At 33.5% G+C, this 27,000-nt stretch carries 19 protein-coding genes; 3 read left to right on the top strand and 16 right to left on the bottom strand.

The features are described 5' to 3' along the window. Positions 1-4 precede the first annotated feature (4 nt). From ACZ446_RS00380 to ACZ446_RS00315, 14 genes are all read right to left on the bottom strand, one after another. The gene (locus ACZ446_RS00380) at positions 5-2,038 is read right to left on the bottom strand and encodes a PAS domain S-box protein (RefSeq protein WP_464393195.1); all 2,034 of its coding nucleotides are present in this window, start codon (positions 2,036-2,038) and stop codon (positions 5-7) included. A gap of 195 nt (positions 2,039-2,233) precedes the next feature. Beyond that, positions 2,234-4,177 (bottom strand): methyl-accepting chemotaxis protein, encoded by a 1,944-nt coding sequence (locus ACZ446_RS00375; protein WP_464393194.1) that lies wholly within the window; start codon positions 4,175-4,177, stop codon positions 2,234-2,236. Next, positions 4,167-5,993: an HD domain-containing phosphohydrolase gene (locus ACZ446_RS00370; RefSeq protein ID WP_464393193.1), complete on the bottom strand. Its 1,827-nt coding sequence runs from the start codon at positions 5,991-5,993 to the stop codon at positions 4,167-4,169. Before ACZ446_RS00370 ends, ACZ446_RS00375 begins: the two co-directional genes overlap by 11 nt. Further along, entirely contained in the window at positions 5,980-7,470 is a 1,491-nt protein-coding gene (locus tag ACZ446_RS00365; RefSeq protein WP_464393192.1) for an ATPase domain-containing protein, read from the bottom strand. Before ACZ446_RS00365 ends, ACZ446_RS00370 begins: the two co-directional genes overlap by 14 nt. Positions 7,471-7,500: 30 nt before the next feature. After that, positions 7,501-7,842 carry a Na-translocating system protein MpsC family protein gene (locus ACZ446_RS00360; protein ID WP_464393191.1) on the bottom strand — a complete coding sequence of 114 codons (342 nt, stop codon included), beginning with the start codon at positions 7,840-7,842 and terminating at the stop codon, positions 7,501-7,503. 302 nt (positions 7,843-8,144) lie between these two features. Then, positions 8,145-9,563, bottom strand: coding sequence for a cardiolipin synthase (cls, locus tag ACZ446_RS00355; protein WP_464393190.1), 1,419 nt, complete (start codon positions 9,561-9,563; stop codon positions 8,145-8,147). Between the two features lie 20 nt (positions 9,564-9,583). Continuing rightward, positions 9,584-10,144 carry a hypothetical protein gene (locus ACZ446_RS00350; protein WP_464393189.1) on the bottom strand — a complete coding sequence of 187 codons (561 nt, stop codon included), beginning with the start codon at positions 10,142-10,144 and terminating at the stop codon, positions 9,584-9,586. Next, entirely contained in the window at positions 10,128-10,694 is a 567-nt protein-coding gene (locus tag ACZ446_RS00345) for a hypothetical protein (protein ID WP_464393188.1), read from the bottom strand. Before ACZ446_RS00345 ends, ACZ446_RS00350 begins: the two co-directional genes overlap by 17 nt. Then, positions 10,687-13,113: an RnfABCDGE type electron transport complex subunit D gene (locus ACZ446_RS00340; protein WP_464393187.1), complete on the bottom strand. Its 2,427-nt coding sequence runs from the start codon at positions 13,111-13,113 to the stop codon at positions 10,687-10,689. The genes ACZ446_RS00345 and ACZ446_RS00340 overlap by 8 nt, the downstream gene beginning before the upstream one ends. A 17-nt stretch (positions 13,114-13,130) precedes the next feature. Beyond that, positions 13,131-14,462, bottom strand: a complete 1,332-nt coding sequence (gene rsxC / locus ACZ446_RS00335; protein ID WP_464393186.1) for an electron transport complex subunit RsxC — start codon at positions 14,460-14,462, stop codon at positions 13,131-13,133. A 236-nt stretch (positions 14,463-14,698) separates the two neighbouring features. Then, positions 14,699-16,099: an apolipoprotein N-acyltransferase gene (gene lnt / locus ACZ446_RS00330; RefSeq protein ID WP_464393185.1), complete on the bottom strand. Its 1,401-nt coding sequence runs from the start codon at positions 16,097-16,099 to the stop codon at positions 14,699-14,701. A 2-nt stretch (positions 16,100-16,101) separates the two neighbouring features. Continuing rightward, positions 16,102-16,530: an MgtC/SapB family protein gene (locus ACZ446_RS00325; RefSeq protein ID WP_464393184.1), complete on the bottom strand. Its 429-nt coding sequence runs from the start codon at positions 16,528-16,530 to the stop codon at positions 16,102-16,104. A 467-nt stretch (positions 16,531-16,997) separates the two neighbouring features. Then, the gene (gene nifJ, locus ACZ446_RS00320; RefSeq protein WP_464393183.1) at positions 16,998-20,528 is read right to left on the bottom strand and encodes a pyruvate:ferredoxin (flavodoxin) oxidoreductase; all 3,531 of its coding nucleotides are present in this window, start codon (positions 20,526-20,528) and stop codon (positions 16,998-17,000) included. A 169-nt stretch (positions 20,529-20,697) separates the two neighbouring features. Continuing rightward, the gene (locus ACZ446_RS00315) at positions 20,698-21,309 is read right to left on the bottom strand and encodes a class I SAM-dependent methyltransferase (RefSeq protein WP_464393182.1); all 612 of its coding nucleotides are present in this window, start codon (positions 21,307-21,309) and stop codon (positions 20,698-20,700) included. A 167-nt stretch (positions 21,310-21,476) separates the two neighbouring features. On the opposite strand from ACZ446_RS00315, the gene ACZ446_RS00310 reads away from it, so the two are divergent. Further along, on the top strand, positions 21,477-22,826 hold the full coding sequence (locus tag ACZ446_RS00310; RefSeq protein ID WP_464393181.1) for a DUF2330 domain-containing protein: 1,350 nt from the start codon (positions 21,477-21,479) through the stop codon (positions 22,824-22,826). Positions 22,827-22,858: 32 nt separating this feature from the next. Next, complete coding sequence (locus tag ACZ446_RS00305) at positions 22,859-23,338, top strand: hypothetical protein (RefSeq protein ID WP_464393180.1); 480 nt, start codon at positions 22,859-22,861, stop codon at positions 23,336-23,338. A 48-nt stretch (positions 23,339-23,386) separates the two neighbouring features. On the opposite strand, the gene ACZ446_RS00300 is transcribed toward ACZ446_RS00305, so the two are convergent. Further along, on the bottom strand, positions 23,387-24,553 hold the full coding sequence (locus tag ACZ446_RS00300; protein WP_464393179.1) for a nucleotide sugar dehydrogenase: 1,167 nt from the start codon (positions 24,551-24,553) through the stop codon (positions 23,387-23,389). Between the two features lie 242 nt (positions 24,554-24,795). Between ACZ446_RS00300 and ACZ446_RS00295 the strand changes: the two genes are divergently transcribed. After that, a complete protein-coding gene (locus ACZ446_RS00295) occupies positions 24,796-26,058 on the top strand; it encodes a glutamate--cysteine ligase (RefSeq protein ID WP_464393178.1) in 1,263 nt (420 codons plus the stop codon). Positions 26,059-26,120: 62 nt separating this feature from the next. Here ACZ446_RS00295 and ACZ446_RS00290 read toward each other — a convergent pair whose 3' ends face one another. Further along, positions 26,121-26,981: a Wzz/FepE/Etk N-terminal domain-containing protein gene (locus tag ACZ446_RS00290; protein WP_464393177.1), complete on the bottom strand. Its 861-nt coding sequence runs from the start codon at positions 26,979-26,981 to the stop codon at positions 26,121-26,123. Positions 26,982-27,000: the final 19 nt, after the last annotated feature.

Raw genomic sequence — 27,000 nt, 5'->3', positions numbered from 1 at the left:
GAAACTACTTTCTGCCCTTGTTTAGATACATATTCTGATCTGCTTTGTTAAAAATTTTATCTAAACTGCTGCTTTCGTCTATCATAACTTCAAACCCAAATGAAATTGATAAAGGTTTTTCTAAGTCTCTATCTTTATTAAATTGATTAATATTTTTCTGTAGTCTCTGGCAAAAACTTTTTGCTTCTTGATAATTGGTCATGGGTAAAATCATAGCAAATTCATCGCCGCCTATGCGGGCAATTATATCTTCTGTTCTGGCAGTTTTTTTCAATACTTCTGCTGTATTAATTAGATATTCATCACCCTTTTTATGCCCATAATTATCATTTATTTTTTTGAGTCCATCCAAATCTCCAATCACAATTGTTAGTGGATGCTGACGGGAAGAACTTAATCTTTTTAATTCATTTTCAAAATATCTTCTGTTGTATAAACCGGTCATTTCATCATGAAAAGAAAGATATTCTATCTGCTTTTCCTTCTTTTTCCTCTCAGTTATGTCTCTATACAATCCATATATTCCAATCTGACCATTTTCTAATTTAATTGGAAAGCCCTGCAGATGAATATTAATCCTATCACCATTTTTTGTTTTTCTTATACTTTCGGCCTCAACTTTTTTTCCTTTTTTAACATCCTCAGTATATTTTTTGCCCGATTTTGATAACTCTTCCGGTAGGATAAAGTCATCAACATTCTTGTTTAAAAGCTCTGACTGTTTAAATCCAAATAAAGATTCAAATTTTTTGTTAACCTTAATTACCCGATGACTTTTATTTAAAAGAACTATTGCCTCTGTTGAATTATTAAAGAGCTGTTCAAAGTATGCTTTTTGTTCTTTAAGTTTTTCTTCTTGAATCTTTCTTTCAGTTATATCAATACCTGTTGCTACAATATATTTTATCTTATTCTCACTATTTAAAATAATATTATTGGACCATAGAATCAATTTTTCTTCTCCATCTTTTGTCAGCCAGTAATTTTCATGTTCATTAGGATAGTCTTCATTTTTTAGTAGTTTAAATTTTTTTATAATTTCCTGCTTTTCTTTTTCTTTTATAAATAAATCCAAAACTTCCTTGCCTTTAACCTCTTCTTCTTTATAGCCTGTAAGTTTTTCGCAAGCTTTATTAAAAAGAATTATTTTTCCTTTAGAATCTATTAATATAACAAGACTACTTTGAACCTCTAAAATTGTTGAAAGAAAATCTTTCTGTTCTTTTATCTTTCCCTGGGCATATATTCTATCCAGTGAGGCTGTAACATGAGATATTAAAATTTCTGCCAGTTCTAAATCTTTTTCACTAAAGGCATTTTTTTCAGAAGCTGCTGCCTGAAAAACACCATAGCTGCCAATAGGAATGCTTATCCCTGATTTAAAAATATTTTTTATAGAGACAGCTTCAAAGCTATTATGAATATCATCAACAATAATACTTTTTCCTTCATTATAAGTTTTAGCAGCTATGCTCTTTTCCGAAATTGATATTTTATCCTGTTTAAAATCACTTGAAGAAGCTAATGGTATAAATTCTCCCTCTTTTGCCAGTATAACATTACAGAGATTAAATTCTAAGAGGCTTTCAGCTGCTTTTACAGTCATTTTACATATTTCTTTTTCTTTTATTAAATCCTTAAATTCTACAGCTATCTTATGCAACTCTTTAACCACATATTCTTTTTCTTTTTGATCTGTAATATCTTCAGCTGAGCAGACGACATAATCCACCTGCCCATTTTTATTTAATTTAGGATTTTTAGTTATTGCAAGTAATCTTTTCTCACCCTGATGATTCTTTAACCATTCTTCTGTTTTAATCTTTTTCTTTTTATTAAAGACTTTTTTATTGCTCAAACTACATATTTGAACCTCTTTATCAGACATAAAATTTTTTAACTCCTTATTTTCTATATCTGATTTATTGACTCCTAAAAACTCTGCGTGGGCCTGATTTGCTTTTCCATAAGTAAAAGGATCTTTTAGATACCAGACCTGAGTTTCAATTGTATCCAGTATCATATTTATCTCTTTCATATTTGCTCACCTCACATTACAGCTTATCCTGAAATAATAATAGTTATTAATAATTATATTCTATACAACTATCTAAATCCCTTTATAAATCATTGATTACCAGTATCATAGGATAGAAAAACCGTCCCGAGAAAAAGGGACGGTAAAATAAGTAATATTTACTTTAATAAGTTAGCAAGGTGAAAGTTAGCTACTTTATAATTCAAACTTGTCCAGATCAGATTCAAGATTTTCAGCTATTTTAGCCAACCTATCTGCACTGCTTGATATTTCTTCAGTAGCTGCGAGTTGTTCTTCCCCATTAGCTGCAACCTGCTGACTGCTGGCAGCAAATTCTTCACTTACAGATGCGACTTCGCTCATTGAATTTTCAAGATAATCACTGTTGTTTGCCATTTTTTGAGAATTATTTTTTAACTTTTTAACTATTTTTCTAAATTGGTCTGATGCTGCTTCAATTTGATCAAAAACTTCTTCAGTACTATTAATTGCATCAACACTTTCTTCTACAGTTTCAGCGTTTTCTTCCATTCTATCAACAGCTTTCTCCACCTCAGACTGAATTTCATTAATGATTTTTGTTATTTTCTCGGTAGCTTTAGATGATTCTTCAGCTAACTCTCTAATTTCATCTGCTACAACTGAAAAACCTCTGCCTGCTTCTCCAGCCCGAGCGGCCTCAATAGCTGCATTAAGTGCTAGTAAATTAGTTTGTTCTGAGATGTTACTAATAAATTCAACAATTTTGCCAATCTGTTTTGATAATTTGTCTAAAGCAGAAATTGTATTTGCCACCTCTTCAGAATCATTCTTTACCTCATTGACTTTGGAAATTGTCAGATCAACTTTTCTATTTCCCTGATCTATATTTCTAACCACTCGTTTTGAAGCCTGATCCATCTCTAGAGAAGCACTCTCTACATTTTCTATTTGATCATCCAGTTCTCCCATATTATGATTCATCTCTGTAATTTGAGCAGTCTGTTCTTCAGCTCCGGAGGCCAAATTTTGAACTGATGAACCCACCTCTTCTGCAGAACGGCTGAGCTGGCTTCCCGCGGCAGAAAGTTCTTGACTAGAAGAAGCTATATCCTGTGCCATTTTATCAATTTTTATCATAGTTGACCTCAGATTCTCCTGCATAAGATTAAGAGCCCTACTTAAATCTCCAATTTCATCTGCAGATTTAACTTCCAGCTGTTCAATATTTAATTTACCTGCTGCGATTTCTTCAGCAAAGTTAACTGCATTCAAAATCGGTTTGGTTATGTAACCAGCAGCAAAAAAGGTGATGATTAAGGCTACCAGCAGTGAGATAATAATTACTGTTGAGCTTGCTACCAACTGATCTATAAGTCCTGTAAAGACTTGATCCCGCGGTAGCTGAACTACAACTCCCCAACCTGTTCTTGCAAGCGGTGTATAGGATGCAAATTTTTCTTCTCCCTGATATGTATATTCTCCACTCCCCTGATTTCCTTCTGCAACCTCAGACACTACCAAAATGTCAGTTAAATTTTCTCTGTTCTCTACCAACTGACTGTCGGGATGGCCAATTATCTTGCCCTGATTATCCACGACAAAGGCAAAACTATTTTCACCTAAATTGGAATCACTCGAGATGCGGCTTAAAACACTTAAATTAATTTGAGCATATATCATACCACGAGTTTTACCATCACTTTCAACTGGTACTCGATAGATAAATTCTGCTTCACCACGATCATTAATAAAAATATCTGAGTATCCTTTCTCCTGTACCAATAAATTTATTTTATCATCTACCTTCATGTTTTTACTAAAAACTTCCTGATTGCTGCTGTCATAAACAGCTATTCCATCAATATAACTGTTATACTCAACAGTTTTTAAAAGTAGGTCCTCCATTTCTTCTATCTCTAAAGTGTTTACTATGTCAGTCCTGGCTGCTATATCAACAGGTTCTTCTACATAATCAAGAATCCTCTCTATTTCACTTTTAAAACCGAGTGCAAGTTCCAGATTACTTTCAAAAGCTGCCTCAGTCTGATTTTCAACATTATTGCTAAGTGTAACATAAGTGTAGATCCCAAGTGGGATAAGCATTAAAACAAAAACAACGACCATTAATTTAAACTTAAAACTTTTTTTAAAAAACATCAAATTCCCCCGTTTTTATCTGATTTCTAATCATTTCTATAAACTTTCCTGCTAGATATGGATCAAACTGACTACCTGAACACTTTTCAATTTCCGCTAGAGCCTCTTTTTTAGTCATTGCAGTTTTATATGATCTCTGATGGGTCATCACATCATAACTATCAATAATTGTTATAATCCTTGCTGTATATGGAATATCTTCTCCAAATAGACCCTGAGGATAGCCCCCACCATCCCAGCGCTCATGATGTGATAGTACTCCTTCAGCTACTGATGCCAGCTCCGGTATTGATTTAACAATCCGGTAGCCACTTTCCGGATGATTTTTAACAATTTTATACTCCTGATTACTTAATTTACCCGGTTTCTTTAATATTTTTTCAGGAATAGAAACTTTTCCTATATCATGTAGGCGGCTCAATAGTTTTAAATTATCAATTTGGCTTGTAGAAAGGTTTAATTCTTCAGCAAATTTAATCACTAATCTATTCATCCGTTCTGCATGATCTTTTGTTTCATGACTGTTTTCCAGCAGAGTATTCTCCAGTGATAAAATAATTGAATTACTTGCACTTTCACTACCGGCAATTTTATTCCTATACATCCTGTCTTCAGCTTTTTTAAAAACCTCTTCATAAGACTGATTTTCTTCTATTATCTGAGCCACCCCAAGTGCTATACTTAATTTGATTGGATTTTTATCTGCTTCAGCACAGAGTTTTCTGATTCTATTTGAAACTTTACGAGCATCTCCAATTGAAGTCCTGGGCAATAAGATAACAAATTCGTCTCCACCCCATCTGGCAATTATATCCTCTGCTCGACAGGCATTTTTAAAAACACTAGCTATTGATTTTAGCAGCTGATTCCCTTTTTGATGGCCAAATGCATCATTAACCAATTTTAATCCATTTACATTTCCCATAATTACTGAAATAGGAAGCTGACGAATAGTATTTAACCTTTTAATTTCTTCCTCTAAATAGTTGCGGTTATATAATCCTGTTAGTTTATCATGATAATTTAAGAACCTTATTTTATTTTGATTTTCTTTTTTATCGGTAATATTTTGAGCTGTTATCAGTACCGAAAATTTATTATTAAAGCTCACCTGACTGCTGTTTAAACTGAGCCACTTTATTTGCTGATGAGAATCTATAACTCTAATCTCTTCGTTTTTTATTCCACTATTTTTACTATTCTTTAATATTTTTTTTATTCGTCTTTTATCTTTTTTGTAGATAAGAGAAGTAAGTGCTTTACAAGTAAGTCTTTCATAATTTGTTTTTAGTATCTTAAGAAAGGCAGGATTAGCATAAATAATTCTTCCCTGATTTAAGATGAAAATTCCAATCGGTGATTTTTCGGCAAGCTCGTAATATCTATATTCAGACTTTAAGGATAATTTTCTGATCTTTAATAAGTTATTTAGCCTATGCTTCATTATTTGTTTTTTTATTGGGAGCATAAAAATATCATCGTATATACAATTTAATTTTTTAAATCGAAGACTATCATGACTTGAACTGGACAGTAGTACTATTGGTAAAAATATAGGGTTTTTGCTTTCTCTTAATCTTTTTAGCTTTTCCTGATATTTTTGAAAATAATATTCATCTATAATAATTAAATCACTGTCTTCAACAAATACTTCTGATCTCTCATTAAAGAGTTCCACCTGATAATCTTTCTTCAAAAATCTTTTAAGAAGTTTAATATTTTGCACGTTATTATTTATAATTAGTATCTTATTTTTTCTATTCAATTTAAATTTCTCTAACAATCTGTTTAGATTTACTGGTTTATTTAAACTCATTTTTTGAAATTTCCTTAAATTTTGTATTTGCAAATTCAGGATTCCCGCTTAAAATCCCCCGCAGGTTGGTTAATGGCTTCCCTACTTTAATTCCCTGACTGCTGATTTTAAATTCACGCAGCTGTTTTTCAAAATCACTCAATCGTTTTTTTAAAACTCCTATTGCCTTATTTAATTCCCCATTAAATTCTAAATAGCGCAGGAACATTATATTATCGGCCAGATAACTTATCCCCAGTTCTGTTACCTTAAAATCACCGGTAATATTGGCTATTTCATTAACCAGCAAAACTGTAATCCCTTTGTTGTTTAAGTAATTAGTTAATGAATGTAAACTTCTAATAATCTCGTCTTTATCTTCTGTTGAACTGGCAAAAGATAACTTATATCCTGAAACACTATCGAGCATAATTGTTTTGGTTTTATTTTTTTCTGCTTCTTTAATTAAAAGATGAGTAAATTCTCCCGGAGTATATTCTAAAGGATCCACTTTTTTTATTGCAAGCTTATTATTATTTATCACATTATCTAAATCGATATTGACTGACTCAGATCTTTTTAAAAGAGTCTTATCATCTTCCTCAAAAGTATAAATCACAGATCTTTCTCCTGTTTCCGCCGCAGCCCGCATAAACTGAATTCCAAAGGTGGTTTTTCCTACTCCGCTCGCTCCAGATATTACAGTTGTAGTACCACTTTCTATACCACCGTGAAGTAATTGATCTATTTCAGCTATTCCCGACGAAATCATTTCTTTCTTGTGATCTTTTCTATCTTTCTGAACCCTTAGTTTGGGATAAACTTCTATTCCCCCCTTTTTAATTTTAAAAGAGTGTTTTCCATTAATAAAATCTGAACCTCTGAATTTACTAATATTAATATATCTTCTGTTTTTATCAATAAAATTTAGATTTAAAACACCATCTGATAAAAATTGAAGGTCATCATCAGGCTCATTTTTGCTGGCTTCAGAAGAGACTAATAAAGTTATTTCATTATCCGCTGCAAATTGCAGCATTGAAAGCATGTATTTTCTAAATTCATATTCATTTTTAGATAAAAATCTGAGCTGTTTTAAGCCATCAAAATATACCCTATCAGCATTACTTTCCTTTAGTTTAGTAATTATCTTATTAATTAAGGGCTCCTTTTCAACCTCTTCCACAGGAAAAACATTATAGCTTTCACTGCTCTCAATTAAATTAGAAGAGGGACTCAAGTCAATAAAACTAATTTTTTCTAAGTTAAAATTTCTACTTTTAAAATCTCTAATTAGTTTGTTTTTATTCTCTGTCAAAGTTATTAAAACTGACTTTTCATCTTTTTTTACACCTTCCATCAGATAGTGAATTCCAAGAGTTGTTTTCCCAGTCCCAGGACCTCCCCTCAATAGATATGTTTTATTTGAAATCAAACCTCCATTTAAAATCAAATCCAAACCTTCTACACCTGTAAGTAAACGTTTACCTAATTCCATCTCCATCTCCCTTCTTACTAATAAAGTTATTTACTCTAGAATATCATCCAGTATAAATATAATTATTTTTTCATTTTCTGATAAAGCCATATTTTCATCATAATAAAAATCAGTTACCTTAAATTTAAGAACTTTTTCGATAATACATTTTGCCTTTTGACCCCAGAACTCAAAAATATACTTATAAACCTTTTTAATTATCTGCTGACCATGATTATCATTAAAATTATTAAATATTTTTTCTGAATACCAATTAATTTTTACAATTAAAATATTTTCCACTGCATATGTTTTTAAATATTTAGGCCCCTTTCCAGCTATATTTTTATACAATTTGCTTAATTCATGATTCAAGGCTGCATATTTGTTCACTAATTTCCAGCTCCCCCAATTTAAAATGTAAAATAGAAAAAAATGTAAACAAAATAGAAAAAACCAACACAGTAATGTGTTGGCTCAGGATCAAAACAGGCCGAATCCTATTTCTCTTCCTTAAGTTTAATATTACTGGTTGAAATTCAGTTTCAACTTCATTTCTCCCAAATTATTGTCATTAAACAATATTCAACAAAAAAATCTATTCTCCTGCAAAAAATGTATTTTTGACACCACCATTCAATCATAAATAAAATTATCAATTGGAAATAATTGGTCCCGAAAACGTAGGTTGCATATTATAGGATCGGAGAAAGCAACCTGGATACTGATTCTCTTACTTTCATTGTCCAACCTCTATTTTCAAATTCTTCGCGAGTTATCTCAGCAGAAAATTTCAAATCATCTTCAAATAAATCATCATGACAGCGAGCCTTTTCTTTATCGTAAATGAAAGCATTAATCTCGAAATTAAGCTTAAAACTGCGCACATCCATGTTTGTTGTTCCAATTGAAAGCACCCGGCTGTCAATACAAATTGTTTTACTGTGCAGAAATCCTTTAGTATAGCGATAACAACGGGCACCAACTTCTAGAAGTTGCCCAACAAAAGAATTGTTGGCTGCATAAACAAAGGGATGATCTCCCCGGTCAGGAATCATTATTTTAACATCAACTCCAGATCTTGAGGCCAGTTTTAATGCTTCCAGCATTGGTTGATCAGGAATAAAATAAGGGGTCTGAATATAAATAGTCTCCTCAGCTTCATATATCATTTTTAGAAACATTGCCTTAATTTCTGCTTCTTTTGAATCAGGACCACTGCTTACAATCTGAACGGCAGAATTTCCCTGAACTTTATTTTCAGGAAAGTATTTTTCTTTTTCCAAAAGATCCTTACCAGAGGCGAATTTCCAGTCAAGCAGAAAACGATACTGCTGACTGTTAACACTTTCTCCCTGAATTTTAAGATGAGTATCTCTCCAATCACCAAATCGATCAGAACAGCCAAGATATTCGTCACCAATATTTATACCGCCAAGATAACCAATTTGACCATCAATAATCACATTTTTACGATGATTCCTATAGTTAATATCTAAAACAAAAGGCGCAAAGGGCACAACTTCAACTCCGGAATCTTCCAAACTAAATATTGAATAACGCGAAAGGTTCCTGCATCCCATTTTATCAAAAAGAAGTCTTACTTCTAATCCTTCTTCTGCCTTTTGGGCTAGGATCCGCAAAAACTTATTTCCCAGCTCATCATCATTTATTATATAATAGTTAGCATGAATAAATTTTTTTGCATTCCTTAGATCATGGAAGAGATCTTTGAATTTTTGCTCTCCACTACTGTAAATTTTCAATTTATTATATCCAATTTCTGAAGGAAGTTCGTTTTTAAATCCTACCCTCATTATACTCTGCTCTAAATGATCAAAAAATGGTTTCTGTTCTTCTAGTTTAGAACTGCCGTATTTAGCCCGATTATTATTTAATTCATCTTCCTGCTGTTTTCTCTGATAAATCTTTCTTTTTTTAGGTGTTAATCCAAAAAACAGGTACAAAATGAACCCTAAAACAGGTATTAGCGTTAGAATTAAAAGCCAGGCCCAGGTAACTGTTGGATCTTTTCTTTCAAAAAAGATCAGCAGAATAATAAAAATTATATTTAAGACTATTATTGCTGTAGGTAAAAATGATAGAAAATTCATAAGCTCTCCTTAATTTTCAGTTAGATTATCTGAATTCCAATTACACCTAGAGCAATCATTGCAATTGCCGCCAGTAAAGTAGAATAGCTTTTAAATACTGGTGCTGCATCTGAAACAATTATTTCTTCTTTGATAGCTGCAATCAATACAAAAAGCAGATACCCACTAATGATATAAGCCAAGTTGACAGTCATCATCTCAGCATAAGAATATCCATTATTTTGAATCAATAGTTGACTCCCAAATAAGGGACCTAAAGCTAATATAAACTTAGGCAAGCCAAACCAATCGCCCTGAAGCTCTCCCCAGTATCTAAGAACTTTAATTCCCAAAATAGTAGTTAGGAAGAAAATTGCTGGATTTAATGGATCTAAAGCTCCAGGCAGCATAGTGTGTAAAAACCAGCCTAAGACGTTAATTACAAAAACAGCTGCTGCATATTTCAAACCTCTGTTTATGGTAGCCTTTATTGTTCCAGACTCAACCATCATAAATAATATGCCCAGGAAAAAAGCAATACTCATATTTTCACTCAATAATGAATTTAAAAATAAACGAGTTAATTCAGACAAGTTTTTCACTTCCTTCCTTTAAGCAGTCTTTATCTTTTCTAAAAAGTTCCACCAATAAATAGATGATACTTACTATTAAAAAGGCACCCGGGAAATCTTTGACAAATCCAAGCGGTGGGTAACCTGCTGGAGTTAAATTAATTGAAAATATACTTCCATAACCTAAAACTTCCCTCAGAGCTCCAACAAAAATCATTAAAATAAAGAAATCTTTCTGATAAGCAAAAAAATCGACTTCTTTTTTGCCTGCACCAAGATAAATTAAAGGAGTTACGCCTAAGAGTAATAAATAGTTATTAATATAAACCTCAAACTGAGGAAAAATATCAATAATACTTACATAAAAAATATAACTTAAGGTAATGCCAACCCCAATCAATAGATACCAGTGGTAATCTTCTCGGTCAGAAATAAATCCAGCCAAAAACTTTATCAAAATAGCTATCACAACTGCTGCTGAAGCAGTGATCAAAGCCTGTCTTAAATTATTAGTAGCTCCAAGCAGAGGTAGCAGCCCCATCAGCATTACTTTTTCTAATATAGTTAAATTTTTATTCATTGGAACCTCCTTCCGCTTCAGAATTATTTAAAGCATTTCTAACAGCTTCTACTACAGCTCTGGAAGAATTTGTTGCACCAGCAATAGTGTCAACTTCTAAACTCTGTTTATTTATAATTTCTTTTTTAACTTCTTCAATCGCAGTATCACCAAGGCCAGCTGTCTCATTTTGTGAGAGTACTTTTATTTCCATAATTTTGCCAGACTCAATTACTACGTTTAATCTGATCTCATCAACATGACCGGAAGCAACTCCCTGATAGACCCCGTCTTGAAGATCAATCTCTAATGTGTTTTGTTCACTGCTGTTTTCTGATTCAGCATCATCTTCTCCATTTTTGTTTTCTTCACTGTCTTCTTCCCAGGTGGCTGAAGAATCAGCATCTGTCTCTTCAGTTTCTGATTTTTTATCTCCCAAAGCTGTTTCACTTTCTGACGCAGTTTCGGAAACTGATGCTGCGGACCGAGAGTTATTTAGAGCATTTTTAACAGCTGTAATTGCTGCTTTAGAAGAATTTGTTGCACCGGCAATAGTGTCAACTTCTAAGCTCTGTTCATTTATAATTGCTGTTTTAACTTCTTCAATCGCAGTATCACCAAGGCCAGCTGTCTCATTCTGTGATAATATTTCAATTTCTGTAATTTTTCCATCTTCCAGGACTACCATTAATTCAACCTCTCCAATATGACCCTCTGCTGAACCAATATATTCTCCATCTTCTAATTCAAACTTAGACTCTGAATCAGGCTTTGCCTTATTTATAGCTTTCTGGACAGCCTCCATAAAAGCCTCACTTGTATAAGTAGCACCTGATACAACATCCAGATCAGCTGTCTGTTCTCTTAAAAGTTGTGCTTCCAATGATTTGTAAGCTGGCTGAGCCAAATGCTCAGTTTCCTGTTCCTCTAAGATATCTAAAGTAGTTATATCTCCATTTTCTACTGTTATCTCTATGAGAATTTCTCCATTAACACCTTCAGCCTGGCCCTGATAAGTTCCATCCTGAAGACCTGATTCTCTTGCAGCTATTATCAGCTGCAAACCAGCACGAACCGCTCTAGAAACTGCCTGAGAGGAAAAAGTAGCTCCAGAAATCATATCTGTTTTAGACATTAGCTGATCTACATCTGCTAAAGAAAATTCTTCAAATTGAGTTAAAAAATCTTCAGACTTAATTTTTGCACCAAGAGTTGGAGATTCGCTTTCCTTGATAACCTCTATTTCTTTAACATTATCTTTTTCCCCTAATAATATTAAGATTTCTATTGGCGCCTCAAAGCCATTACGTGATATGTAAATTAGTTCTTGAATAACTTCATCATTCTGACGGGCTGCAAATAAGATATCATCACCATCGCGTTCAGTAATTTCAAAACTCTCTGCAGCAGGAGCAGCATTCTTAAGGTGACTGTATGTTAATGTTCCTGGATATGGAGCTTCATCATCAATCAAGGTCAAGCCTACCAGTAAAATTAAGATTGAGGCCAGAAAAATTGCGCTAAAGTGGGCAACTTTCTTCTTAACCATCTCAACTTCACCAAAGTGTGGGCCTTCAAATGCATTATCTAAAAAATAAGAAGCTCCATTAATAATCAATATAGCAAAAGTTATTCCTTCTGGATAAGGAGTGTATCTCCGAATAAAAACTGTTAAAAATCCTCCCATGAGACCATAAACTATTTTGGCCCATTTTGCTACCGGAGAAGTTACCATATCTGTTGCCATATAAATTGCAGCAAAAATTACAGCTCCAGAAAAAATTGTGAAAATGGGGTCCTGACCATAAATCAAGGCTCCTCCAGCAGCACCAGCGACAAAAGAAATTGGGATCCTTAAATCAATATAATCTCTTAAATATAGATAAATACCGCCAATTATTAAAGCAACCGCTGATGTTTCTCCTATACTACCTGGAATATTTCCCACAATCAACTCTGTATAACTAAAAGAATCAGCACCTAACTGCAGCGGAGTAGCTGTAGAAACTCCATCAACCGGACTTATCCACTCAATCATTAACGCTGGATAGGATAAAAGCAAAATTGCTCTTGCAACCAAAGCCGGGTTGAAAATATTACTCCCGAGCCCGCCAAATAAGTGTTTTCCAACAACAACTGTTAAAAAGCCCCCAAGTATCGGCAGCCACCAGGGAACGGTAGGAGGCAGACTTAGCCCAAGCAGAGTACCTGCAAGAAAGGCACTCCCATCACCAAAGGTGGCTTTATTTTTAACAAAAGGTTTTTCAAATATAACAGCACTTAAAGCACTGGCTAAAACTAGATAAAGAGAATAAAAGCCGAAAAAATAGACCCCTGCCAGTAAAGCAGGAATTAATGCAATCACAACACTCCACATATTTTTTTCTATAGTTTCTGGACTCTCAATATGAGGTCCACTCGACCTAAATAAATTTGCCATTTAAATTACCACCTCTTTTATTTATCATTTGCTCTAAGCTCTGCCTTTCCTCTTTTGATCCAGCGGACTAAAGGCCTTTTAGATGGACAGATATAAGCACAGGCACCACATTCTATGCAGTCCATTAAACCAACTTCTCTTGAACGTTCAATTAAATCATTATTAATAAAAGCACAAATCCGATTTGGAGTTAAATACATAGGACAAACTTCTCCGCAGCGGCCACATCTAATACAGGGACGGATCTCACTGTCTGCATATTCTTCTGCAGTTATTAAAACAATACCGGAACTTAATTTAACAATCGGAATATTTTCATCATTAACATTAATTCCAGTCATCGGTCCTCCAATAATTACTTGATAATCTTCCCTATCTTTGGGACCACCGCAAAACTCAACTAAATCCTTAATTGAAGTCCCAATCGGAACTTTGACATTAGCTGGATTTTTAAGAGCATCTCCGCTTACAGTTACTACTCGATCAATTACCGGTTCATCAAAGTCAACAGCTCTGGCAATTTTAACTGCAGTCTGAACATTATTAACAACCACATTGACAGCCATTGGCAGCTCACCTTTAGGAACTTCTCTATTTAAAACAGCTTTAATCAAGTGTTTTTCTGCCCCATGTGGGTAACGTGTATCTAAAGCCTGAACTTCAATTCCTGGCCAGGCTTTTGCTTTTTCCTGCAGCTTTTCAATTGCATTTTTTTTATTTAATTCAATTGCTACAATCCCTTTTTCTGCTCCAACTGCTTTTTTTATCAATTCTAAACCTCTAAAAAGGTCTTCATATTCTTCCAATAGTAATCTGTGATCAACTGTTAAAAAAGGTTCACACTCAGCTCCATTAATGATTACTGTGTCAATTTTTAAATCAGCAGGTGGGGTCAGTTTAACATGAGTTGGGAAACCTGCTCCTCCCATTCCTATTACTCCAGCTGCTTCAACTTTTTTTCTAATAGTTTGAACCTCAGGCAGCACAGTCCGATCCAAATTTTCCTTTTTTAATTTTATTTTTTCTTTCTCTTTTTTTTGGATTAAAATACATTTATATTTTCCCTGGCCCGGCTTTTTTCTTTCTACAATTCCTTTAACTATTCCATTTACGCTGGAATGCACATTTGCTGAAATTTTACCCTGCAGTTTTGCTATACATTCTCCTTTTTTAACCAAGTCTCCAATTCCAACAATCGGTTCAGCCGGAGCTCCTATATGTTGTAATAAGGGAATAGCTACTTCTTTGGGGGCGGGCATTATCTTTATTTCTTGATCATTTGTTAGCTCTTTTTTCTCAGGTAGATGAACTCCACCAATAGGAAATTTTTTTACATCTTCAACTGCCATTTAGGCACCTCCAAATTTAAATTTATAATCAACAAAAATTGCTTGGCAAAAAATTTTGAGCGACAAAAAATGTGGATATTAAGCCTTTGCTTTAATATATCCACAACATTTAAGTATTAATTTTTACCCAAAAGCCCTACTTTTGGGATTTTTTACCATAATAAAAATTTCTTGAAAACATTTTCTTAGTTGATTATATCAGAAAGAAATAGTGTTTGAAAAGTATTTGGGAGAAATTAATTTAATTTTAATAAATGATAATTTTGATCTGAATCAGTCTTCTTATAATTTCCAGAAGGATAAATTATTCCATTATGTGAATAGTTTCCTGTTTTAATAACTGTTTTTCTGTTTTCTACCGCCCTCAATACAGCTGCCTGCCACATCACATTTTTAAGCAGCCCGCTGTCTTTAAACCAGGCCTCATTTGTTTGATTTATTATAAAGTCAATATTTTTAGTTTCAGCTCTAACATAATCTGGATACAATATTTCAGAGCAAATTACTGTTTTCCACTTCAAATGCCCATATTTAAAAATATGTTTCTTTTGCCCGGCATTAAGCGAAGAAAAATTGTAAGGAATATATCTATTCAAAGTATCTTCATACGGAAATTTTTCTCCAAAATAAAGAAGCAAATTCTTATCATATCGAGAAATTATTTTTCCTGCAGGAGAAATTAAAAATGAGCTATTAAAACGTTCGCTAGTAAAATTTTTGCCTGCAAGAGAACCTATTTGAACCGGTTTATCAAATTCTGTTGCAATTTTATTCAGAAAGTCTTCTCGATACTCTTGATTAGCGTGAAAGTCAAAAGTAATATTCGTTTCAGGAGAAATTATTAATTCTGCTCCCTCTAAATTGGAAAATGCATCTAAGGTAAGCTGAATGTTTTGTTTAAGCTGCTTTAAATCCCACTTTTTATTTTGATCAATTCTGCTGGTAATTATACCTATTTTAAGGTTTTGAATACGATCATTTTGACTGCTGCTTTCAGAAATAGTTTGGACTCGATGATCACCAAAAGTAAAAATCAATAAAAATATACATGCTGTAATAAAAGCATTTTTATAATTTTTATAAAAAATAAGTTTAAAAATCAAGGCATTTAGTAGAACAATAATAAAGGTTAAAATCCAAACACCACCGATTTCAGCCAGCTGAATAAAAGATAAAAATTCAGCCTGTGTATAAGCCAGATTTGCAAGGGGAAAAAAGTAGAATAAATGATAACGAACAAACTCCATTAAAGTCCAAATAACTGCAAAAAGAATCGGGTTAAATTGCTTATTTGCCAATGATTTTTGCTGCAAATAGAAAAAAATAGTGAAAAACAATCCATATATTAAAGATAATAATAAAAATAATAAAAGCAAAACAAATGCTATTAAAAAAAATGAAAGTTCTGTATACATCTCAATTGAGTAGTAGAGAAAATTTGAAGAAAAGACTAAAATCCAAAAGCCCAGATTCCAGCCCATTAAAAATGATTTCTTATAATCCAGTTGTCCCTTTTTTAAAATAAAAATAAAATATAAGAAAGGCAAAAAACCAATCCAACTTAAAAAAAATAAGCTCGGATAATAATTAGCTGCTGTTAATAGTGCTGCTGATACGATTGGTACAATAACTGTCATAGTTAAACTCGCTTCTTTAAGGAAGGTGCTACCCGCAGACTAATAAAAATGATCAAAGCTGCAGCAATCGAAATATCATATAAACCATAACCAACTGCTAGTCCAAGGCCAGCAACGCCCCAGAGACTGGCAGCTGTAGTCAAACCTTCTACCTTGTCTTCCTGTTTAATAATAGTACCTGCACCTAAAAACCCAATCCCACTTACAACCTGGGCAGCAAGGCGTGCTGGATCTCCTTCTACTCCGCTAACAGAGCTGCTGAATCTTGCAACTTCGACTGATAAAATCATTATTACACAGGAAATAACAGCAACAATAACATTTGTTCTAATACCTGCTGCCTTATTCTGCTTTTCTCTATCATAACCAATTAAGGATGCTAAAACAGCTGATAAAACGAGTCGAAAAACACCTACCAAATCTAAAATCAATCTAAGCACCTCCATATATTTCTTTTACCTTATTATAACATATATTTTAAGTTCCGTGCACCTATATGTACATGCACCGTGAACCTGTCGATTAATGTCTATTTTTATGATTGTTTTTCTTATAATTATACATTACAAAATTATCGTAAAAATTTTTTTCTTTTTATTCCCCCGAGAGATTATATGATATTTTGTTCCTGGATACCATATTCTTTTTTTATGTCCCATTTCCACTACCCCTTTCCAATATTTTACTTTAATTATATTATATCCTTTTACTAAATTTATTTCAATTTTTTTACAATTTAAATAAAAAGCTATTGGAAAAGACATAATTAAACTTATTTCGACAGGTTCACGGTGCGTGCACATAATGCGTGCACATAAACGCACACAACGCAAAAAAGACCAGCGGTGTCCCGCTGGTCTTTTATCCTTGAACTTATATTATTTTTTAAGCTATTTTATTATTCATCTTCAGGTGCATAAGCTGCTTCCAGCCTCTTATAAGACTTGTAGCGTGCTTTTGCATCTTTTTCTGACTGTTCAAAGAGCTCTTCTGCAATTTCAGGGAATGTCTTCTGTAAGGAAGAGAAACGTACCTCACTGAGTAAGAAATCTCTGAAACTTTCTGTAGGCTCTTTAGAATCCATAGTAAATGGATTTTCTCCAGCATCCTGTAATTCAGGATTGAAACGGAATAGGTGCCAGTATCCTGCTTTAACAGCATCTTTCTCCTGGCTAACACTACAACCCATTCCTGCTTTAAGTCCATGAGAGATACATGGAGCATAAGCAATTACAAGAGATGGTCCATCATATGCTTCAGCCTCTTTGATAGCTTTAATAGCCTGATTCATATTAGCTCCAAGTGAAATCTGAGCAACATAAACATAGCCATAAGTCATAGCCATCTGACCTAAGTCTTTCTTCTTAATCTTCTTACCTGAAGCAGCAAACTTAGCAGCTGCAGCAGTTGGAGTAGCTTTAGAAGACTGGCCACCGGTATTTGAGTAAACTTCTGTATCAAATACAAGTACGTTTACATCATCACCAGAAGCAAGAACATGGTCTAAACCTCCGTAACCAATATCATAAGCCCAGCCGTCTCCACCGAAGATCCACTGAGACTTCTTAGTAATAAATTCTTTACGGTCTACAATCTCAGCAATTACTTCGTTGTCACTATACTTAGCAAGTAAAGGCATCATTTTCTTCTTGATTTCTTTAGTCTTCTCGCCATCATTATAGTTATCTAACATTTCCTGCATTAGTTCTGTTAATTCAGCATCTAAGTCAAGCTCAATTGCTTCCTGCATTAGATCAGCAATTTTAGCTCTGATCTGTTCGTTAGCTAAGAACATACCATAACCATACTCGGCATTATCCTCAAATAAGGAGTTACCCCAAGCAGGTCCGTGTCCTTCTTTATTAGTTGTGTAAACAGATACAGGAGCAGATCCACCCCAAATTGAAGAACAACCTGTAGCGTTTGCGATAATCATTCTGTCACCAAATAACTGAGTTACAAGCTTAGCGTAAGCTGTTTCTCCACAACCTGCACAAGCACCGTGGAACTCAAGTAATGGCTGCTGGAACTGACTACCTTTGATATTAAATTGATCCATTTTATCTTCTTTAGGAGTTACTTCATTAATAGCATAATCCCAGTTGTCTGCATCTTTTTCAACCATTTCTGCAAATGGAGTCATTTCTAGAGCATCAACAGGACATACATCAGCACAAACTCCACAACCTGTACAGTCATAAGGGCTTACCTGAATCTTATACTGCAGTCCTTCTAACTGTTTACCGCGAGCATCCAGAGTTTCGAATCCTTCTGGAGCATTTGCAGCTTCTTCTTCGTCCAGTAAGAAAGGTCTAATAACAGCATGTGGACAGGCTAATGAACACTGGTTACACTGAATACACTTATCACTTAACCAGTCAGGTACATTAATTGCAATACCACGTTTTTCATATTTAGAAAGTCCTTGAGGGAAGTGTCCGTCTTCACGACCTACAAATGTACTAACAGGTAATTCATCACCTTTTTGTGCATTAACAACTCTGAGTACATCTTTAACAAATGCTGGCACGTCTTCTTCCTCTTCCTCCTCTGCAGCTTCTACACTGGACCATTCTGCTGGTACATCAATCTTAACTAGAGCGTCCAGAGCTTTATCTACAGCTTTATTATTCATTTCAACAATCTTGTCACCTTTGTGACCATAAGATTTCTGAATAGCTTCTTTTAGATATTCAACAGCTTCATCAACAGGAATGATGTCAGCAACCTTAAAGAAGGCAGTCTGCATAACCATGTTGATTCTCTGTCCTAAACCAACTTCCTGAGCAATATCTACAGCATTAATTGTATAGAAGTTAATATCGTGATCAGCGATATACTTCTTCATTTTTGCCGGAATATTCTCAGATAATTCGTCTTCTGACCAGGTACAGTTTAGAACAAAGCTTCCACCATCATGTAAGTCCTGTACCATATCAAACTTATCTACATATGATTCGTTATGGCAGGCTACATAATCAGCCTCATCAATTAAGTAAGTTGACTTAATTGGCTGATCTCCAAATCTTAAGTGGGATACTGTTACACCACCAGATTTTTTAGAGTCATAAGAGAAATATGCCTGAGCATACTTATCAGTGTTATCACCGATAATCTTAATTGCGTTTTTATTAGCTCCAACAGTACCGTCAGAACCAAGACCCCAGAACTTGCAGCGAACTGTGCCTTCTGGAGAAGTATTAATATGTTCTTTTGGTTCAAGGTTAGTATGTGTAACATCATCATTAATAGCAATTGTAAAGCCATTTTTAGGCTCATCCTGCTTAAGATTATCAAATACCGCCTTAAAGTGAGTAGGTGTTGTATCTTTTGAACTAAGACCATAGCGGCCACCAACAACTACAGGACGGTTTTCTTGATCATAGAATAATGATCTTACATCTTCATAAAGTGGTTCTCCTACTGCACCAGGTTCTTTTGTTCTATCTAATACAGCAATCTTCTCAGCAGTTTCTGGAAGAGCCTTCATGAAGTACTTTTTAGAGAATGGACGATATAATCTTACTTTGACTAAACCAACCTTTTCTCCCTGATCCACTAAGTACCTAACAGTTTCTTCAATAGTGTCAGTTGCAGAACCCATAGCTACAATAACATACTTAGCATCTTCTGCTCCTACATAATTGAATGGATGATATTCTCTACCTGTAAGTTCAGAAATTTCCTGCATATAATCTTCAACAATATCAGGTATTGGTTCATAGAAACTATTTGAAGCTTCACGAGCCTGGAAGAAAATATCAGGGTTTTGAGCAGTACCCATTGTTTTAGGACGCTCAGGATTTAATGCTCTATGTCTGAATTCGCTAACTTTACCATAATCAACTAATTCTGCTAGATCATCATAATCTAAAACTTCTATTTTTTGATATTCATGAGATGTTCTAAATCCATCAAAGAAATGTACAAAAGGAATGCTTGATTTAATTGATGCCAGGTGAGCAACACCAGCTAAATCCATAACTTCCTGAACACTACCGGAAGCTAACATAGCTGTACCAGTTTGTCGAGCAGCCATTACATCAGAGTGATCACCAAAAATTGATAGAGCATGTGTAGCAACAGTACGTGCACTAACATGAAATACGCCAGGTAATTGCTCACCAGCGATTTTGTACATGTTAGGCAGCATTAGTAATAATCCCTGAGAAGCTGTAAAAGTAGTAGTTAAAGCTCCTGCCGCTAGGGAACCGTGTACTGCACCAGATGCTCCTCCCTCAGACTGCATTTCAGTTAACTTTACTTCCTGGTCAAAAATATTCTTGCGACCATTAGCACTCCAAGCGTCAACTAATTCAGCCATCGGAGATGAAGGAGTAATAGGATAGATTGCTGCTACATCTGTAAAAGCATATGCTACATGAGCTGCAGCAGTGTTTCCATCCATCGTTTTCATTTGTTTTGTCATTATAACTTTCCCTCCTATTATAAGTTAAATTTATATTGATATTTCCTCTTTAAGTATAATACTTTACAATTCTACTGTCAAATTTTTCAACATCTTTTAGTGGCTCAAATTCGTATTCTAAATTATTAGAATTATTCAAATTAGCTAATTATTGATAACCCCTTGCTGTTTAATATCTTGAAGGCTTTTTCCCCTTAATAATATAAAGTGATTTGTTTAGGTATTCAAAGTTGGTTTCCAGCTCATTTTTTGCCAGCAAAGATGCCAATTTTTGCGGTTGATAGAAATTAACCGGCTCACCTGCTAGCTTTTCGAAAAAGATAATCACTTTTGTAAAAAAAGTAGTTGGATCAAACTCCAGAATATATAATTTACCTCCGGGCTTAAGCACTCTGGTTGTCTCTTTCAGTGCGGGCTCTACTTTTGGGAAGTGATGCAGAGCATCTGAAATTGTAAGATAGTCAAAGGAATTGTCTGCAAAGGGTAACTCAGCCCCATCCGCAAGTACATGCTCTACTGATTTGTCAAAGTCCTTATTCTGTCCTTTTTTCAGCATAGCCTCTGAAGGATCTGCAATAGTAATCTTTAAATGTTTCGGTAGATACTTTACTAATTCTCCGGTTCCTCCACCAAGATCAAGCAATTTTTTCTGCTTCTTTGTCAAATTGAAATCTACTTCTTCTTTTTTTATTCTCTGCCCCAGCTCTACCAAAACCTTGTTATGACCTGATATTTTCATCGCTAAATCAAAAATAGGGGCTGCTAAAGTAAATAAATCCATTTTTCTCACCTCATCATCATTATATCACAAATTATAGATATTAACATTTTGCCTTTTTAGTTAGTTTTTTGACATCAGGCAGGAATAAAATCAGCTGGTGGAGAACTATAATATTAAGAAATTATTCAAATTGATAAAGAATCATATAAAAATGGGGAGTGATTAAATTGAAAAAATTTATTTTGTTATTATTAGTTTTTTTACTGCTGATGCCAGCAGCTGTCAATGCTGATAGGGGATCAATACCCTATATTCCGGGAGTTAGAATTTTTGAACCAAGTCAGGATGCTCTAATTGCCTGGAATGGCGAGGAGGAAATTCTAGTTCTGGCAACTGAATTATATGCTTCAGAGCCCACTAAAATTCTGCAGGTTCTGCCACTACCTTCTGAACCTGAGGTTAAAAAATCCAGTCGTGATGTTTTAAGAAGAGCTAATGAATTTTTCATTCAAAAAGTTTTTGATGATTTAAGACAACCAGTTCTCAGAAGCGAAATCTCAGAAACTCCTGCAGCTGAAATTAAAGAAGAAGTTGTTATTGGATCTCATGATATTCTTGTAGTCAAAGTTTTAAATCAGGATTATTTTGTCAGCTGGGTTAATGACTATTTAAAAGAAAAAGGAGAAAAGAATCCTCAAATCCCTGATACCCTAAAAATTTCGATTAATAATTACATTAACCGCGGTTATAATTATTTTGTTTTTGATACTATTGAAGTCAGCCCAGACCCAAAAATAAATGAGGCTATTTCTTATAAATTTAAAACTGACGAACTTTATTATCCTCTAGAAATCACTAAATCAGACCATGGGGTCAGTGAAATTAGTCTTTTTGTTTTGACAGATCAGAACCTTATTAATTATAATGGAATTGAAAAGAAAAGAGTTATTGAAACAACCGATTCTGTTATATTAGACAGCTTTGATGTATCATATATTTCAGAGGATATTCATGATTTATTTACTAAAGAATTGGACGATCTTTCAGTATATAGTTCTAATATTAGACTTTTAAACTGGTCAATAAAAGATGATCTATCCAATTTTAATTCTGATCTGCTGGTTGACAGCAAAATAGAAGGTCTGCTTAAAAATGAGATCATTTATCAGGGTACAACTTTTATAGATGCTCAGGCTGAAGAAAATTACCCTTACCCAAGTCAAAAAGAGATAGAAACTATTTCCGGTGTAGTAGAAATGAGAATGGGAAGCAGGATGCATCCCTGGTTAGCTCCTTCGATTAATGGAAAAGCTTTATTTAATACCCACACAAACAAAATACTTGATAACTTTGATGCTGAAGGCCAAAAAATTACGGTCAGGGGTTACAGCAGCAGTGAAGGACAAATCACAATGAGAGATCCTATAGATAGAATGCCGGTTTTAATAAACATCAGCAATGTCTTTTATGTAACAGAAATAGTTGGGTGGACTCCATACAGTGGTATTGCTCTCAGCAGTGATGGTAAATTAAACGATGAAAGAACCTACTTCTGGTTAAAAGATAATCAAGACTGAGCAGCCTCTAAAATTTAGAGGAGGTTTTAAAAATGCTTAACCGAACAATGTTTTTAATTGTTTTAATTATTATCTTTACAGCTTTTCCCTTAACTGCAGCTGAATTAGAAAATTATTTTCTGCAGACAAGTTTTCACACCTATCATTACAGCGAAAAAGATTATCAGAATAACCAACAGCAGCTGCTGGGATTTGAAAGGCATTATTCAAATAATCAATTAAATGGAATTTCTTTTTTCAAAAACACTTATGATCAAAACACAATCTATATTTATGGTGGCAGAAACTACAGCCTAACTAAATTAGGCAAAACTGAAATAACTGCTAAATTCACCTATGGAATTGTCCACGGCTATGATGATGAAGACGGAAAATATGATACCTGGATGCATGATATGGAAACCTTCCCTGCTTTTGTTTTTGCAGTTGGTTTGAGAAGAAAACCTTATCGTTTGGATATCATTCCTTTTGCAGATGCCGGTATTATTATCACTGCTGGAGTTGAATTTTAAAAAAGCATCTTCCCTTTTAAACTAAGGGAGATGCTTTCTCTTTCTAAATTAATTATTATTAAACAAATCTCTGGTATACACTTTTTCTTTTACATCTTCTAACTCTGCAGCCATTCTATTTGCCACAATAATTTCAGATTCCGCTTTAAAATCGTCTAAGTCTTTAATAACTTTTGATCTATAAAATTCATCTTCTTCAAGTGTTGGTTCATAAACAATAACTTCTATTCCTTTAGCTTTAATTCTTTTCATGACCCCCTGCACAGAAGACTGTCTAAAGTTATCAGAGTTTTTCTTCATAGTTAAACGGTAGACTCCAACCTTTTTTGGCTGCTGTTTAACAATCATTTCGGCAATATGATCTTTACGTGTTCTATTAGCATCTACAATTGCCTGCATAATATTGTTTGGAACATCCTGATAATTAGCAAGCAGCTGTTTTGTATCTTTTGGCAGACAGTAACCACCATAACCAAAAGAAGGATTATTGTAATGATTACCAATTCTCGGGTCCAAACCAACACCCTCTATAATTTGTCTGCTGTCTAAATTTCTAACTTCGGCATAAGTATCTAATTCATTAAAGAAAGCTACCCGCATAGCCAGATAAGTGTTGGCAAATAATTTAATTGCCTCAGCCTCTGTTGAATCCGTATACAGAACAGGTATCTCTTCTTTTTCTGCTCCCTCAACTAAAAGATCCGCAAATTCTTCTGCTCTTGCAGACTGTTCTCCTACAATAATCCGCGAAGGATATAGGTTATCATAAAGAGCTTTACCTTCTCGTAAGAATTCTGGTGAAAAAATAATGTTTTCTGTATCAAATTTTTCCCTCAATTCTTCTGTATAACCTACCGGCACCGTAGATTTGATAATCATTACTGCATCTTCATTAAAAGAAAGCACATTTGCTACAACAGCCTCAACTGTTCGAGTATTAAAATAATTTTGTTCAGGATCATAATTAGTTGGAGTTGCAATCACAACATAATCTGCTTCTCGATAAGCTTTTAGAGAATCAGTTGTCGCCTTTAAGTTTAGTTCTCTATTGGCAAGATAATCTTCCAGCTCAGCATCAACAATTGGAGACTCTCTGTTATTAATCATCTCCACTTTTTCCTCTACTACATCTACTGCAGTCACCTCGTGATTTTGAGCAAGCAAAACTGCATTTGAAAGACCAACATAACCAGCCCCTGCAACTGTGATTTTCATTTTATCCTTCTCCTCTATATCTAAAGTTTATTGATGAATAATTTCTCAATCTAATTTTATTATAAATATTTCTGATATTCAAACAAAAAGATCGACAATTTTTGCTGTTTAAATTTCTGAATTGATAGAATTTCATTATGAAAGCAGGAAATAGCTGTTTTATTTATAATATATTAATATATAAGTATCTTTATCAACTTTATCCTAATTTAGCATATTAAATTATTTAGAAAGGACAGATTATGGATTATAAAAGCCAGATTAATACATATGTGAATTATTTTAAAAATGCTGAAAGCAAAAAAGAATATCATAAAATTGGAGTCGAATTTGAACATTTAATTTTAAATTCTGATTTAACAGCTGTTAATTATTTTGAAGAAATGGGAATAGAGGCATTACTTTTCGAATTAGCAAAAAAAGGAGGCTGGGAAAAAGTCTATGAAGGAGAACATCTTGTAGGATTAAATAATAAGAATAAAACTGTTACTCTTGAGCCAGGTGGTCAGTTAGAGTTAAGCATAACTCCTTTTGCTGAGCTAAAAAAAATTGAAGAAATTTATCTTGATTTTATCGATGAGCTTAAATCTATTTTAAATAGCTGGGACAAAAAATTAGCTGCTTTAGGATATCAGCCAAAAAGTAAAATCAAAGATATTCCTCTCCTACCTAAAAAACGCTATGATTTTATGTATAAATATTTTAAAGGTAAGGGGAAATATGCTCATAATATGATGAAAGGGACTGCTTCTGTTCAGATGAGCATTGATTATATTAACCAGGAAGATTATATTAAAAAAATGCGGGTTGGCTACTTTCTGTCTCCTTTAATTTATTACCTTTTTGATAACACGCCCTTTTTTGAAGGTAAAAAAACAGCTGGCCCTAGTATCAGAGAAAACATTTGGATTAACTGTGATAAGCAGCGATCTGGAACTATCAAAGGTCTTTTTGATAAAGAATTTGGATATAGTGATTATGCTGAATATCTACTAAATACTGAACCAATTATCAGAGAAAAAGATGGTAATTTAATTTATACGGGAAAAAAGGTTTTAAAAGATATTATGAAAAGCGATAAAAAAGAAGAGGTTGAACACTTCCTTTCTATGGTTTTCCCAGATATTCGAACTAAAAAATATATAGAAATCAGAGCCGCTGATGCTCTACCCTACCCCTATAATTTTTCCTTTATAGCCCTGTTAAAAAATTTGTTCTATAATAAGGAAAACTTAGATCATTTATATCAGCTTTCTTTAAATTATAATCAGGAAGAATTCTTAATCTTTAAAAATAAAATAATTAAGGATAAAAAGAATAATCAGAGAAATAAACTGACTGCAGAAATCTTAAAAAAAGCAAAAAATGCTGCAAATCAAACTGAAATGACTTACCTGGAAGAATTTGAAGAAATCTATTTGAAATATGGCCCGCTTAAATTTAAGACTTTAGCTAACTTAGAAAAAGGAAAAGAAGAAGCACTAAAATGGTGTTTTTTAAACTAAAATTAAAACCCAGATGATTTCAATTTAATAGTTGAAATATCTGGGCTTTTATTATTAATATTTTATTTTTCTTCTTTCATAAATTCTTTAAAGAAAACTATAAAGACAGCCAACATCAATCCAAGTACTGCTGCAATAGCGATATTTAATTTGGTGTTAGGACTAATTTTACTAGAAGATTCAGAAGGAGAGTTTAATACCCGAAACTCTCTATGATCTTCTATTTCCCTTTTTAATGTTCTATAATCACTCAAATATTCTCTTTTAGTTTTTATTAAAGTATTTAGCTTATCATTAATATTTGCAATAATGAATGCCTTATCAATTGAAACACCTTCTAAATTATTCAATATTTCATTTGTTTTATCAATTTCCCTATTCAAGTTCTCAATTTCATTACTAATCATCGCTAGATTATTCTTTTTATTTTTTAAAACTTCCTCAAAATAATTATTTGATCTTCTTTCAAATTCATCTATTATAGAATTCAAAGCGGTATATAAGCTTTTTTGATTCCAACTTTCTGCTTGAAGGTTAATTATACCTCCATAAACTGCCCCCTGCATTCCCTGTTCTGTTAATTTTAAGTTTGAAATAATCTTAGTATTAATATTTCTTATACTATTTGAATCCAAATCAGCTTTCTTTAAAGCTGGAACAATTAGCTCGTCACTTTTAAATAATTCATTTATTGACTCAGTTTCGCTGTAAACTCCTTCCGTATTTGCTAATTGAACAGTTAAAGAATTTTGGTAATTTGGTGTTATAAAGTAAACAGAATAAAAATATGAAATTAAAACTGCTAAAACAACAAATCCCCCAATAAATAGTTTGTGATTCCACAATAGCATTATATATTCCCTTAAATCTATTTCATATTCTTCATAATACTCTGGTCTATTGTTTCCAGACTCCTGATTCATTGACTATCCCTCCAAATAT

This window comes from Halanaerobium sehlinense (assembly GCF_055379485.1).
This window is presented reverse-complemented; position numbering and strand designations above follow the sequence as displayed.

Bases quoted from the DNA above. Each gene is read 5' to 3' on its own strand.
- rsxC (WP_464393186.1), bottom strand. From the start codon at position 14,462: ATGGCAGTTGAAGATGTAAAAAAATTTCCTATTGGTGGAGTTCATCTA.
- ACZ446_RS00375 (WP_464393194.1), bottom strand. From the start codon at position 4,177: ATGTTTTTTAAAAAAAGTTTTAAGTTTAAATTAATGGTCGTTGTTTTT.
- ACZ446_RS00365 (WP_464393192.1), bottom strand. From the start codon at position 7,470: ATGGAATTAGGTAAACGTTTACTTACAGGTGTAGAAGGTTTGGATTTG.
- ACZ446_RS00290 (WP_464393177.1), bottom strand. From the start codon at position 26,981: ATGAATCAGGAGTCTGGAAACAATAGACCAGAGTATTATGAAGAATAT.
- ACZ446_RS00315 (WP_464393182.1), bottom strand. From the start codon at position 21,309: ATGGATTTATTTACTTTAGCAGCCCCTATTTTTGATTTAGCGATGAAA.
- ACZ446_RS00380 (WP_464393195.1), bottom strand. From the start codon at position 2,038: ATGAAAGAGATAAATATGATACTGGATACAATTGAAACTCAGGTCTGG.
- ACZ446_RS00345 (WP_464393188.1), bottom strand. From the start codon at position 10,694: ATGAATAAAAATTTAACTATATTAGAAAAAGTAATGCTGATGGGGCTG.
- ACZ446_RS00295 (WP_464393178.1), top strand. From the start codon at position 24,796: ATGGATTATAAAAGCCAGATTAATACATATGTGAATTATTTTAAAAAT.
- ACZ446_RS00305 (WP_464393180.1), top strand. From the start codon at position 22,859: ATGCTTAACCGAACAATGTTTTTAATTGTTTTAATTATTATCTTTACA.
- ACZ446_RS00370 (WP_464393193.1), bottom strand. From the start codon at position 5,993: ATGAGTTTAAATAAACCAGTAAATCTAAACAGATTGTTAGAGAAATTT.
- ACZ446_RS00300 (WP_464393179.1), bottom strand. From the start codon at position 24,553: ATGAAAATCACAGTTGCAGGGGCTGGTTATGTTGGTCTTTCAAATGCA.
- cls (WP_464393190.1), bottom strand. From the start codon at position 9,563: ATGAATTTTCTATCATTTTTACCTACAGCAATAATAGTCTTAAATATA.
- nifJ (WP_464393183.1), bottom strand. From the start codon at position 20,528: ATGACAAAACAAATGAAAACGATGGATGGAAACACTGCTGCAGCTCAT.
- ACZ446_RS00340 (WP_464393187.1), bottom strand. From the start codon at position 13,113: ATGGCAAATTTATTTAGGTCGAGTGGACCTCATATTGAGAGTCCAGAA.
- lnt (WP_464393185.1), bottom strand. From the start codon at position 16,099: ATGACAGTTATTGTACCAATCGTATCAGCAGCACTATTAACAGCAGCT.